Origin of the sequence: Thermophilibacter sp. ET337, assembly GCF_024733715.1 — a bacterium.
In the GTDB taxonomy this organism is placed as follows: domain Bacteria; phylum Actinomycetota; class Coriobacteriia; order Coriobacteriales; family Atopobiaceae; genus Thermophilibacter.
The window spans coordinates 1-11,980 of sequence record NZ_JANRHO010000003.1 but is presented as its reverse complement, the minus strand read 5'-3'; the positions used below and the strand labels follow the sequence as shown (position 1 = coordinate 11,980).

At 66.6% G+C, this 11,980-nt stretch carries 17 protein-coding genes and 1 tRNA gene; 17 read left to right on the top strand and 1 reads right to left on the bottom strand.

Annotated features, from left to right (window positions below):
- The first annotated feature begins 13 nt into the window (after positions 1 to 13).
- The 17 genes from NW198_RS03445 to NW198_RS03370 all read left to right on the top strand — a co-directional run bounded on the left by NW198_RS03445 (position 14) and on the right by NW198_RS03370 (position 11,323).
- Positions 14 to 592 (top strand): H-type lectin domain-containing protein, encoded by a 579-nt coding sequence (locus tag NW198_RS03445; protein WP_258340025.1) that lies wholly within the window; start codon positions 14 to 16, stop codon positions 590 to 592.
- Positions 589 to 1,908 (top strand): DUF6273 domain-containing protein, encoded by a 1,320-nt coding sequence (locus NW198_RS03440; protein ID WP_258340024.1) that lies wholly within the window; start codon positions 589 to 591, stop codon positions 1,906 to 1,908. The genes NW198_RS03445 and NW198_RS03440 overlap by 4 nt, the downstream gene beginning before the upstream one ends.
- Positions 1,909 to 1,999: 91 nt before the next feature.
- Positions 2,000 to 2,572, top strand: a complete 573-nt coding sequence (locus NW198_RS03435; protein WP_258340023.1) for a hypothetical protein — start codon at positions 2,000 to 2,002, stop codon at positions 2,570 to 2,572.
- Positions 2,532 to 2,717 carry a DUF6273 domain-containing protein gene (locus NW198_RS09660; protein WP_375378026.1) on the top strand — a complete coding sequence of 62 codons (186 nt, stop codon included), beginning with the start codon at positions 2,532 to 2,534 and terminating at the stop codon, positions 2,715 to 2,717. The genes NW198_RS03435 and NW198_RS09660 overlap by 41 nt, the downstream gene beginning before the upstream one ends.
- Before the next feature lie 58 nt (positions 2,718 to 2,775).
- Positions 2,776 to 3,822, top strand: coding sequence for an RNA-directed DNA polymerase (locus tag NW198_RS03430; RefSeq protein WP_258340022.1), 1,047 nt, complete (start codon positions 2,776 to 2,778; stop codon positions 3,820 to 3,822).
- Between the two features lie 34 nt (positions 3,823 to 3,856).
- Complete coding sequence (locus NW198_RS03425) at positions 3,857 to 4,654, top strand: hypothetical protein (protein ID WP_258340021.1); 798 nt, start codon at positions 3,857 to 3,859, stop codon at positions 4,652 to 4,654.
- Complete coding sequence (locus NW198_RS03420) at positions 4,654 to 5,094, top strand: hypothetical protein (RefSeq protein WP_258340020.1); 441 nt, start codon at positions 4,654 to 4,656, stop codon at positions 5,092 to 5,094. Before NW198_RS03425 ends, NW198_RS03420 begins: the two co-directional genes overlap by 1 nt.
- A gap of 12 nt (positions 5,095 to 5,106) precedes the next feature.
- Positions 5,107 to 5,373, top strand: a complete 267-nt coding sequence (locus NW198_RS03415; protein ID WP_258340019.1) for a phage holin — start codon at positions 5,107 to 5,109, stop codon at positions 5,371 to 5,373.
- Positions 5,373 to 6,446, top strand: a complete 1,074-nt coding sequence (locus NW198_RS03410) for an S-layer homology domain-containing protein (RefSeq protein ID WP_258340018.1) — start codon at positions 5,373 to 5,375, stop codon at positions 6,444 to 6,446. Before NW198_RS03415 ends, NW198_RS03410 begins: the two co-directional genes overlap by 1 nt.
- A gap of 178 nt (positions 6,447 to 6,624) precedes the next feature.
- A complete protein-coding gene (locus tag NW198_RS03405; protein ID WP_143786127.1) occupies positions 6,625 to 7,089 on the top strand; it encodes a hypothetical protein in 465 nt (154 codons plus the stop codon).
- Complete coding sequence (locus tag NW198_RS03400; protein WP_239386678.1) at positions 7,056 to 7,307, top strand: hypothetical protein; 252 nt, start codon at positions 7,056 to 7,058, stop codon at positions 7,305 to 7,307. The genes NW198_RS03405 and NW198_RS03400 overlap by 34 nt, the downstream gene beginning before the upstream one ends.
- A gap of 8 nt (positions 7,308 to 7,315) precedes the next feature.
- Positions 7,316 to 7,783, top strand: a complete 468-nt coding sequence (locus tag NW198_RS03395; RefSeq protein WP_087314982.1) for a TadE/TadG family type IV pilus assembly protein — start codon at positions 7,316 to 7,318, stop codon at positions 7,781 to 7,783.
- Positions 7,767 to 9,815: a hypothetical protein gene (locus NW198_RS03390; protein WP_258340017.1), complete on the top strand. Its 2,049-nt coding sequence runs from the start codon at positions 7,767 to 7,769 to the stop codon at positions 9,813 to 9,815. The genes NW198_RS03395 and NW198_RS03390 overlap by 17 nt, the downstream gene beginning before the upstream one ends.
- A gap of 41 nt (positions 9,816 to 9,856) precedes the next feature.
- Entirely contained in the window at positions 9,857 to 10,291 is a 435-nt protein-coding gene (locus NW198_RS03385) for a hypothetical protein (RefSeq protein WP_258340016.1), read from the top strand.
- Positions 10,292 to 10,654, top strand: a complete 363-nt coding sequence (locus NW198_RS03380) for a DUF192 domain-containing protein (RefSeq protein WP_258340015.1) — start codon at positions 10,292 to 10,294, stop codon at positions 10,652 to 10,654.
- An 11-nt stretch (positions 10,655 to 10,665) separates the two neighbouring features.
- Positions 10,666 to 11,151, top strand: coding sequence for an FHA domain-containing protein (locus NW198_RS03375; RefSeq protein ID WP_258340014.1), 486 nt, complete (start codon positions 10,666 to 10,668; stop codon positions 11,149 to 11,151).
- Between the two features lie 96 nt (positions 11,152 to 11,247).
- Positions 11,248 to 11,323: transfer RNA gene (locus NW198_RS03370), tRNA-Phe, on the top strand.
- 117 nt (positions 11,324 to 11,440) lie between these two features.
- On the opposite strand, the gene NW198_RS03365 is transcribed toward NW198_RS03370, so the two are convergent.
- A complete protein-coding gene (locus NW198_RS03365) occupies positions 11,441 to 11,785 on the bottom strand; it encodes an acylphosphatase (protein ID WP_258340012.1) in 345 nt (114 codons plus the stop codon).
- Positions 11,786 to 11,980: the final 195 nt, after the last annotated feature.

Sequence of the window (11,980 nt, the reverse complement as noted above, 5' to 3'; positions counted from 1 at the left end):
GGAGGTGGCAGCCTTGCCCGACGAAACCAACGCAACGACACCGACGTCGGAGGAGATCGACGTCACGAAGGTACTGACCGACACAGGCGTGCAGCATCTCATCGGGCTCATCAAGGCGGCCCGTCACCTGCTCGAAGGAGAGGTGACCGGAGACAACATCGCCGACGAGACCATCACGCCGGACAAGCTCGTCGGCATGATCATCGGCGGTGGCAGCTCCACGGGCGAGCTGGAAGACCTGACCATCCGCACATACAGCTTCACCAACGCCGGGAGCGGCTGGAACACATTCACGTTCCCAGACGCCTTCGAGGGAACGCCGCAGGTCATCTGCTCGGCGGAGGGCGAGTACGAGGTTCAGGTCCAGCAGGTGACCGCGACCAAGTTCCAGTACCGCCTCGTCAAGAACGCCTCGGCGGCGCTCAACCTGACCACGGCGCAGTACTGGGTGCACACGGCGAAGGCCACGAGCGCCAGCAACATGCAGCAGGTCGCGCTCGTCACCGGCGGCTCGCTGAGCGGCGGGGGCTCCGCGTCCGGAGACTCCGCGCGAATCATGTGCGTGGCAATCGAGTTTGGAGGGGATAAATGAGCCTACCCGGAACGACAACAGACTTCATCAACTGGGCGTACCTGCTGAAGGGCAACTACCGCAAGGGCGTCCACCGGCTTCGCGAGATCATGGGGACGCCCGAGCAGGCGCAGGCGCTGTGCTCGAACGCGGGTGCCCTGTGCCTCATCCTCGGGCATGACCCGGCGGTGCCGGACGCCAACAGCGAGGAGCTGCGAGGCATCCTGCTCGACGGGCGCTATACGGACCTCGCCATCGAGAACTGGCTGCCCCTCGTCTTCGAGGACACGATCGAGAACATCGTGTCGAACAAGACCACGGTGGCCGCCATCATCGCGGGCTCGTCCACGGCCCCGGCAATCGCCGCGTCCGACAAGTGGCTCGCGAAGTGCCTCTGCACGCTCGCGGAGACCAGTGCGACGAGCATCAACTCGCTCGCAGACCTCATCGCGAACACGACCGCGCTCACGGCGGTGCTGAACTCCACGTCGGCGATGAGCACGGTGGCGAACTCCGAGAAGCTGCTCCTGCTCATCCTCAACGACGAGGACGCGAAGGACAGCCTCTTGGGGAACAGCACGGCGATGGGCATCATCATGGACACGCCCAACGCGGTGACGACGCTCGTGTCCTTCTTCGGCAATGACGGCATTCTTGAGAACGACGGCCTGTTCAACCTGTTCAAGGGTAACGACACCTTTGCCCAGGACTGCGCGACGAAGTACGCGTCCACGTTCTCTTCCGAGAGCTACTTCACCATCGGAAGGCTCGGCTCCCTCGCGAAGGAGCACCCGACGATGTTCTCGTCCTACAAGAACAAGAAGATCAGCGTTGCCATCACCGGGAACGGCACGCACAGCTTCACCCTCTCGGACATCAACATGAAGGGCGCTGGCTTCCTGTTCGTATGTAACGACCTTGTTGGAACCCACCGCATGAACGCGAGCAACACGACGTCCGGCGGATGGGAGAGCTGCGAGATGCGTTCCTGGCTCAACGGGACCATGCTCAACAACTTCCCTGCGGAGCTGCGCTCGGTCATCAAGTCCGTGTCGAACAAGAACACGAGCGGCTATGGTGCGGCCACCACAAGCGACAAGCTCTGGATTCCGTCCTGGACAGAGGTCGGCCTTGAGAGCGGTAACGCCGAGGGTGCCAAGTTCAGCATCTTCACGAGCAACAGCAACCGCATTCGCAAGAACGGTGGTTCCGCCGCGTACTGGTGGCTGCGCTCCGTCCTCTCGTCCGCGTACTTCCGCGACGTGAGCACCGACGGCAGCCTGTACAGCCACAACGCCTCGAACGCCGGCGGGGTTTGCCCCTGCTTCTGCATCTAGTAATCTGTACCCCAAGCCCATACTTGGGCTTGGGGGGGGGGGGGCAAGGTGAACTATGTCTGTACCGAAAAGCGAACGAAAAACCTCAACGATGGAGTACATCGCCACGGCAAGGAAGCTCGCGGCGAAGGTGTTCCGCTATAGCAACGGGCTGCCCAAGAGGTACGCCTTCAAGCTCGGAAACCCGCTGTTCGAGCACGCTCAGGAGGTGGTGTTCCACGTGAACGCCGCCAACCAGATGTACGTGAACGACCGCGCCGGGTACGAGCAGAGGCGCGCGCACCTGAACGAGGCGCAGGCACACCTGCAGCACGTGGAGAGCTACCTCGACATACTGCGGGAGGTGACGCAGCAGCTTCACGACGAGGAGCTGCGACGCCTTGACGCGAAACTTGCCGAGGTCGGCCTGAGCGTGCACGACGTGCAGAACGCCGACGTCCAGCGTGCCCTGAAGTCCCTCCCCAAGGCACCGAACGAGAACGTCTTCGCCGAGTTCGCGGAGATGATCGCGAACGAGCGGGCGCTCATCGGCGGCGTGAAGAAGAACGACACTGCGAAATACAAGGAGGTCGTCCAGCCGAAGGAGGAGGCCGCAAGGGCCGCCGAGTTCGAGCGGATGTACAATGCCATGCGGGAGAAGCAGGCTGGCGGGGGAGCGTCCTGATGCTGAAGCCCGTTCTGGGGGTTGTGGTTCCGCCACGAACTGGTGGCTGCGCTCCGTCAACTCGTCCACGAACTTCCGCAACGTGAACACCGACGGCAGCCTGAACAACAACAACGCCTCGAACGCCAACGGGGTTTGCCCCTGATTCCGTCTTTTGACAGACGGCAATCCTGACCTAGTAACCCGAGAGGGCGAAGACTGCTTTGTTAAAAGATAGAAGGAGGGCGCTTCCCATCCGCACCGTGGATAAAAACCAAGACATCTACGCCGCCTGCTTCTCCCTGTTCAACCTGATGGACGCCGCCAAGATCTGCTACAAGAACGTGACATGGAAGCGGCAGCCGCAGGGCTTCACGAACCGCACGCTGACCCAGTGCAAGCAGCTCCACGACGAGCTGATGAGCGGGACGTACCGACCGGTGGAGCCGAGGCGGTTCACCATCATGGAGCGGGGCAAGCAGCGCGACATCCTGCCCGTGGACTTCCGCGACCGAGTGGCGCAGCGGTGCTTGTGCGACAACTACCTTTACGAGCGCGTGGAGGATTACATCTCCGAGGACAGCAGCGCCTGCATCGTAGGGCGCGGCCTCGCCTACGCCCACGACAGGGTGAGGCAGCACGCGGAGCGTTGTCCCGTCGATGGCTGGGTCTTCCAGTTCGACTTCCATGATTACTTCGCCAGCATCGACCGCAGGCTGCTCAACGCGCTCGTGGCCAAGCTCACCGACGATGACCGCATGCGCTGGCTCATCGCCGTCATGACCGGATGGCAGGGAGGGCTTGAGCTTGGCAGTCACGTGTCGCAGCTCTTGGCGGGTGCCTACCCGACGCCCATAGACCGCGCCATGGAGTCGCTTCCCGGCGTCGTGGGCTACCACCGCTACATGGATGACGGCGTGGCGCTCTGCGAGGACCGTGACGCCGCCATTGCGGCAAGGGAGGAGTTCGGCCGCATGGCCAAGCGCCTGCGGCTCGTGCCGAACCCGCGCAAGACGCACATCAACCGCATCGAGCACCCGTTCATCTTCTGCAAGATGCGCTACGAGAAGCAGCCTGACGGTTCGGTGCGCATGGTCGTGCGCAAGCAGCAGTCGCGGCGCAGCGCGAAGCACGCCAAGAACGTGAGGGCCCTCGCCGAGCGGTGCCCCGAGAGGGGAATCGACCTTGAGCCGGTGCGCGCGGCCATGGAGGGCTACCTGAATCGCGGAGACGAAGACCTCACCTGGCTGGTGGACGAGACGTTCTCATAGCAAGCCAAAACACAACTGAATAGGAGGCCAAGCCATGAAGGCGAACGGCATCACGTGCCTCGACACCTGGGTCGATGGCGACGGTGCGCTCATGCTCGTGCTCGACTGCACGGCAGACGAGGCGCTGTCGATGGACACTCTCACCATCGACGTAACCACCGACGACGGCGACCTCGCCGAGCGGTACGTGAACTTTATCAAGACGTGCGCGAGCGTGGACGCCCAGACCAAGCGGGTCACGCTGCGGTGCGCCGCAGCCACGGGCGACGTCGCGCAGACCATCACTCAGGTCGTGGCCAAGATTGGCGAGGTGACGCAGGCCGCCGAGGCGGCAGGTGCCGCCGCGACGGAGGCCAAGCAGACCGCCGACGAGGCCAAGGGAATTGCCCAGCAGGGAGGCACCGAGCCCGCCATCGCGAGCTTCGTCTCGCTCGCCCTGCCGATGATCGCGCCGACCGTAAAGGACAGCGCCATCGCCCCTGTGCTCAAGTACGCGGGCGAGTACGTCCCGGAGGGCCACGACTACAAGAAGGGCGAGGTCTTCAAGTACACGGACGGCACCTACTGGCGCGTCTCTCAGGACATCACCACGCAGGCCCAGTGGACTCCCGGCTCGGCGGGCCTCGACGCGCTCTTCTACCAGATCAAGCTCGCCGCAGACGGCATCATCGTCTGGGCGCAGCCCAGGGGCGAGTTCGACGCTCCCGACGCCGGAGACCTGCGCCACTACCCGGACGAGAACGGCCCGATTTACCGCTCGCTTGTCAACGACAACGCGTACAGCCACGACGTGGTTCCCGGCAACTGGGAGCTTGCTGAGGAGGCCGCCTAATGGACCAGACCGGAGCGGCCTTTGTGGAGGCGGTGGAGCCTTACGGTCCCTTCGCGCTCTTCATCGTGGGCGTCGGAATCGCTGTCGTTGCCGTGCTGTGCGCCTTCATCCTGCCGACGTGGCGCAAGAACCTCGAAGCGCAGCAGTCCATCGAGCGGATGAAGGCAGAGGCGCAGATCGAGCTTGAGAAGAAGCGCGAGGAGCGCAAGGCCGCCGAATCGGAGCGGCAGGCTCAGATGAACAAGGAGCGCGCCGAAATCGACGGCAGGAACGCCGTGACCATGGAGGGCCTGAAGACGTCCATCGACGCCATGCGTGCGACGCAGGAGCGCAGCAACGCGCTCCTTGAGGGCAGCCGCAGCGGCTCCGCAAAGATGGGCGAGACGGTGGAGGACACCAACCGGCTCGTCACTGAAATCCATCACGCAATCGTCAAGTAGGAAGGACGAACAATGATCAACTGGCAGGTACGAATCAAGAACAAGCAGTTCTGGCTCACCCTCATCCCGGCGGCGCTCCTGCTCGTGCAGGTGGTGGCCGCAGTCTTCGGCATCACCATCGACCTCGGCGAGCTTGGCAACCGCCTGCTCGATGTTGTCAATGCCGTCTTCGCGGTGCTCGTCATCCTGGGCGTCGTGACCGATCCCACCACCGAGGGCGTGGGCGATTCCATCCGCGCGCTCGGCTACGAGAAGCCGTACAAGGACGGTGAGGAGTAATGAACTTCGAGAACATCGAGGCAGACGTCAACCTTATCCTCAACAAGCACTACAGCGAGGGTCGCGGAGGCAAGTCCATCGATAAGATCGTCGTTCATTACAATGCGGGCAACCTAACGTGCGAGGGCTGCTACAGCGTGTGGCAGGACAGGGCGGCGTCCGCGCACTATCAGGTTGAGTCCAGCGGCCGAGTGGGCCAGCTCGTCTGGGACCGCGACACCGCATGGCACTGCGGCGTATTCGACCAGAACCAGCGCAGCCTCGGAATCGAGCATGCCAACATGGCCGACGGCACAATCACGGAGACCTGCCTCGACACCGGCGCGCATCTCGTTGCCGCGCTCTGCAAGTACTACGGCCTCGGCCGTCCGCAGTGGCTCGTCAACGTCTTCCCGCACAAATACTTCAGCGCGACGAGCTGCCCCGGTCAGATCTACGGCAGCCAGAAGGACGCCTACATCACCCGCGCCCAGTATTGGTACGACGTGATGACCGGAGCCATCAGCACCGAGCCCGCAGAGCCTGAGAAGCCCGCGACCCCGCTGCCCGACGCGCTCAAGCGTTTCTGCGACCTCGACCCCGATGCCTGGTACATCAAGCCCGTCGAGGAGTGCGTCCTGCAGGGTTACATGGGCGGATACGACGAGAGCCATTTCGGTCCGTCGGACGCGCTCACCCGAGGGCAGGCTGTGTGCACCATCGCCAACGCCGCGAGGGCCGACCTCACCGACTACCTTGAGCCTTTCAAGGACGTAGCGCCCGAGCCCTACTACTACACGGCGGTCTGCTGGGCCGTGGACAACGGCGTCGTTGCCGAGCAGGAGAACTTCAGGCCGAACGACTCCGCAACGCGCTGCGAGTTCGCGACCATGCTGCACAACTGGCGCGGCAACCCCGCGCCCGCTGGCGAGCCGACCGGCTACCCGGACTGGGCCGAGGTTCCCGACTGGGCCAAGGACGCCATGGCCTGGGCAGTCGAGCAGGGCGTCATCGGCGGCAGCGACGGCAGGCTGCTACCCAACTCGGCGTGCAGCCGAGCCGAGGCCGCTGCCATGCTGGCCAACCTTCTCTAGGTGATGCTCCGCGCCCGGAGCTTTCATCTCCTTTCCGCCGAGCGCGGTCATTCACAGGGGCACCCTTCGGGGTGCCCCTTTTTTGTTGTCGGTTGATTAGCTATCCCTCACTCACGTGCGTATTGGTGGTCATCGCCATCGCGGCCATCCTGCTGTTCAGGGACAAGGTGGCGGAGCTGTGGGACGCCATCGCGAGCGGCATCAACTCGCTGTAGGGCGAGGCCGCGGCGTCGCGGCCGCCGTCCTTCTCGTGCTCTGCGCGGCCCTCTCGCTGGCGGCGCTGTGGGCGGGAGGGCGGCGAGAGACCTCGCGCGAACTCGAGGAGGTCGTGGAGGGGTCCCTGGACGCCCTGGGCGAGGACGAGGCTTCTGAGGTCGCCCTCGACCTGCTCGACGGCGCACGGCAGACGCGGCGCGAGAGCGAGCTTTCGCTCGTCGAGGAGGGCGAGAAGGTCCTCGAGGGGTTTCGCCTGCGCGGCGACTGCATCGTCGCGCAGGCGGGCTACCTCGACTTGTCCGGAAAGACGTGGGCCTGCGTGATTCAGGGGGCAGGATGGGTCGAGCTGTGTGTCATACGAGAGGGGGACGGCGGTGGAAGCGAGGTCACGTCATGGCGCATGGACGTCGACGACGTCGAGCTCTGATCGCTTGGCCACGAAGGCCTGGCGCGGCGGGGGACGCGGGGCAGTCGACGCTCGAGTACCTCCTGCTGCTCGTGGCCTTTGTCGCGATGGTCGGGGCGCTCGCGCTGCTGTGGCACGCCGCGAGGGACGGCAGGCTCCTCGAGCTTTCCGTCGACGCGGCGTCCCACAGCTCGGGTGGCGGCATGACGTCGCTGCTCAAGGACGTCCTGGAGTATTGACGCGCCTCATGGCGCGGGGAGGGAGCGGCCAGGCGAGCGTCGAGGCCGCCCTGCTCGTGCCCGTCGTGCTGACGCTGCTGGCGCTGCTCGTGCAGCCGGCGTGCGTGCTGTACACGCGCTCCGTCATGGCGTCGACGGCAGCCGAGCTGACTCGTCTCGCCGCCACGTCGCTCGGGACGGAGGGGGACCTGCGCTCCTACGCGCTTCGGCGTCTTGCCGCCGTCCCCAACGTGCCCGTGTTTCACGAGGGAGGCCCGGGCGCCTGGGAGGTCGAGGTCGAGGGCCCGGGGGACGACGGGAGGGTGACGGCGTCCGTCGGGGGCTCCGTGCGGCCGCTCCCGCTGTTCGGCGCGGTCGTGCTGGCGCTGGGGACCTCGGCGGGCGGCGTGGTCGAGCTGGAGGCAGAGGTGACTCGCGAGGTGCGGGCGGACTGGATTGGGGGAGACTATGCGGAGTGGATTGGGGTCTGGGGCTGAGCGCGTCGCGGGCGCGCCCGTGCTCTCGCTGTTCAGGGACGACGAGGACGGCTTCACGACGGTGGGCGTCGCGGTCGCCCTGGTTCTGAGCCTGTCGCTCGTCTTCGCCTCCGCGGGGGCGACGTGGGTGGCGGGGCGCTCCTCCGAGGTCCAGCGCGTGGCCGACGCCTGCGCCATGGCGGGACAGAACGCGGTCGCGGCCTTCTCGACCGTGACCCAGGCGATCGACGCGTGCGTCCTGAGCCTGGGGCTCACGGGAGTCGTGGTGCTGGGCGCGGGCCTGGTCGTCTCGTGCGTCCCGGGGCTTTCCGCCACGGGGGCGCAGATCGTTCAGGCGGGGAGCCGCATCCTCGACGCGCGCGGGGAGTTCGCGCGGAGCGCCGCGGACGGAATCGAGCGCCTCGAGGCGACGCTGCCGCTGCTGATCGTCGCGAACTCGGCGAGCTGCGTCGAGGCCAACTCCGTGGGCGGGATGTCCTACGCGGGATGCGCGCTTCCGTTTCCGTCCGAGTCCAGGTCGGACTTCTCCGGGCTGCGCAAGGAGGTCGACGACGAGCGCCTCGCCGAGCTTTCGGTCGAGATGGGCGAGGTCTCGGACGAGATGGAGCGGGCGCGCCACCAGGCGCAGGAGGCGCTCGATCGCGGCTGGGAGGCCGACTGCGGGTCGTCGCCGTACTGTCTGTGGGAGCGGGCGTCCACGCTCGCCGGCTTGGGGGGATCGCTCAACCCCCGCTACCCGACGTCTGCCGGGTGGACGTTCGGCGCGCCGCTCGCCCGCGCCCGAAACTACTATGCGGCGCGCGTGGCGTCCGCGCAGGTCGGAGGCTCGACCGCCGAGGAGATCACCGACTCCGCCTGTCGCGAGGCCTTCTACGAGTATGCGCTCGAGCAGGTGAGGGGCGGGTCGTATCAGGAGCTTCCGGACGGCAGCGTCTCCATCGACCTTCCGAGCCTGCCGAGAAATGCCGACCAGACCCGCTCGACCACCCTCTACACCGACGTTCGCTGGCCGTGCACGACCGAGGAGGGCGGGAGGACCCTGCACTCCTCGCTGCTGTGCCCCGGGGCAACGGGGGCCTCCGCGGGGCTGGCCTCGGTCGCCGAGGTCGACGCGGGCTCGGTTGCCCGCTGCGACGAGTGCCGGATGGACGTCGGCGATCTCGGAAGGGTCGCTGCCGCCTCGACGCCCATCGACAACGGGTTTGAGTACTACTGGAGGATCATCGTCGAGGCGTCCGAGGACCACGAGCGCGCGAGAAACGAGGAGGTTGCCTTGGAGCAGCGCCTGAAGGGACTAGCCGAGGAGGGCGAGGGGGCCTTCTCGACGGCCCTCGACCAGTTGAGCGTCGCGCGACCCTCCCTGTGCCCGCCGGGCGCCTGGGGCTGCGTCGCCGTCGTCGCCCGCGATGCCTCGAGGGTGGTCCCGACCGAGCTCACCGCCGCGTTCCTCTCGTCCGCAGAGCTCCCCGAGGGGGCGGCCGTCTCCGCAGCCGTCCTCGCCCCGGACCCTTCCACTGCCGAGAACAACGTGCTCTCGCGCTTCTTTGACGCCATCTCGGCGAGCGACTCCGCCCTTGGCGGGGCCCTGGATGGCGTGATGGACCTCTGGGGAAGCCTGCTTCTGGGGTACGGCTCGGCGTACGGGAGCGTGGCCGAGAAGGGCGGCGAGTTTCTCGACAACCTCGACGGGGTGCTCGGGGGGACGGTCGGCGCCTGGCTGAAGGGGCGTCTCAAGCAGGTCATGAGCGACGCCGGCCTCGAGCCCGTTGACCTGCGGCTGCGAAAGCCCGTCCTTGTGAACTCCCAGAAGGTGCTCGACCAGGGAGGCTTCGACCAGGTCTCCTCCGTCCGCGAGCTCGTGGCGACGCTTCCGGACTCGGGCTCGGCGACCGACTTCGCGCAGTCGGTGGGGCTATGGCTTGCCGACGAGGTGGGCACGGAGGAGTTCACCGTCGCCGAGCTCCCGATCCCGGGGACGGGCATCGGCATCCCCCTCACCATCGACCTCTCGAAGCTCGGGGGAGCGGCATGAGCGCGCGCGTCGCCCGCCCGCGGCGAGGGGAGGAGGGCCAGATGACCGTAGAGCTCGCGGTGATGACGCCCGTGGTCATCGTGGTCGCCCTCATCGTGCTCAACCTGATGTGGTTCATCGAGGCGTGCGCCGCGTTCGACCAGGCCGCGCTCGACGCGGTCATCTCCCACGGCGTGGCTCCGGCAGGCGAGCAGACCCAGGTCGCGGATGTCGACGAGGTGGAGTCCGCCCTCTCCGAGGCGCTGGGTCGGGAAGAAACCTGTGAGGTCGAGGTGAGCGCGAGCGCGGTGGAGGGCGGCGGGGAGGGGACGACGTTTGTCATATCGCCCCTGCTCACGCGCTATACCTGCACGCTCACCTATCGTCCGTGGCCACGCCTTCTCAGGATGCCGGGAATCACCTACGCCGCACCGCTCGCCCTGCGCCACGAGCGACAGCTCGTGGTGGACCGCTATCGGCCCGGGGTGGTGGTCTAGATGGTGGCGGCGCGTCTGCGCTCTGACGAGCGCCCGGGGGAGGTTCTCGAGGTCAAGGTGCTCTCCGCCTGGAGAGACAGGCTGAGGGGTCTTCTCGGCACGGACGAGGACGCCCCCGCGGTGCTTCTGACCCTGTGTTCCTCCATACACACCTTTGGGATGCGATACCCCCTTGACGTCGCCTTTATTGGGGAGCGTGGGGAGGTGCTTCTCGTCAAGAGGGGACTTTCGCCGGGGCGGGGCGCGTCTCACCCGCGCGCCCAGTGCGTCGTGGAGAGGCCGGCCCGCGAAGGGGGCTGGCTCGAGGAGGGCGAGCATCTGTGGGCCTGCTCGATCAGCGCGGACGGCGTCGGGACTCTCTAGAAGGGGGGATCATGGGTAACGGTTCGGGAAGATACGAGGTCAAGCGATGCCCACGGTGCGACTCGGAGCTCTACGCGGACATGGACGTCTGCTACGGGTGCCTCTACGACTTCTCGCGGGGCGCCGCGAGGGAGGTGCCGCTCCCGTCGGTGATGGAGCGCTCCTTGGCGCTGCGCCATGCAGATGAGGTCGGCGTCGTCGTGCGGGGCTCTGCGCTCGAGGTGTGGACGCCGGTGGGCGATGGGGGAGCGGTCGTTGGCGGGAGCGCGTCGTGCGACGTCATCCTCCGCGCGCCTCCCGTCTCCGACCGGCACCTGCGCCTTGTGCCCACGTCGGACGGGATGGAGGTGAGTGACCTCGGCTCCTCCGTCCGGGCGACGTATCGCAGCCGCCCCATCGACCGCCGCGTCGTGGTCCCGTACGGCGACGCAATCGATGTCTGCGGCTGCCAGCTCACGATGACGGGCCCGCGGCCGACATCTCCGAGCGGGACGTGACGGCCCCTCGGCAGCGCAGGGTCGCGCGCCTCCTCTTCCCAGAAAAAAGTCTTTGACAGCGACGGCGAGTTTGGTATAGTAATTCCCGCACCAAATGGCTGGGTAGCTCAGTTGGTAGAGCAGGGGACTGAAAATCCCCGTGTCAGGGGTTCGACTCCCTTCCCCGCCACCAGAACTTTCGCAGGTCGGAGGCCATGTGTCTCCGGCCTGCTTTGCTATCTGCACGTTTTTCTCCGCTAAGCTCCGCTAAGGCCGCCTGCGCCTCGTCGCCCCCGTGTCGCCCTTCTCGCTAGTAGCGCACCTCGAAGTCGCGCTCGCCCTCCACCAGGGGGATGTCCTCGCGCTGGTCCACGGTGTAGCTGATGGGGTGGCGGCGATACGCCTCGAGCATGCCCGAGAAGAACGCTCCCACGTGGGTCGCGCTGCCCTGGATCTCCGCGCTGACCGAGCCGTCGCACTCGTTTCTCACCCAGCCGGTGAGGCCGAGCCCGCGCGCCACGCTCATCGAGGTCCAGCGAAAGCCGACGCCCTGCACCTGCCCGACGAAGCGCAGCCGCAGCCGGCGCGCGTCCTCGGGCAGCGGCTGCGGCGGCTCCCGCCTCGTCCCGTCGTCTCTGCGCCCAAACCTGAGCATGGCGGCCGTCCCTTCGAGCCCTGTCGGCAATTGATGGTTACCGCGCGAGAAACGCCGCGCGCGTATGCGTACGCGTACAATACTAGCTGCGTTGAGCAATCCCACGAGGCGCGGGCGGCGAACAGATGCGCCGCGCCCGCTCGCAAGGAGGATCGATGGGCTGCACAAGAAGAGAGTTCCTCGCGCTGGCGTCCG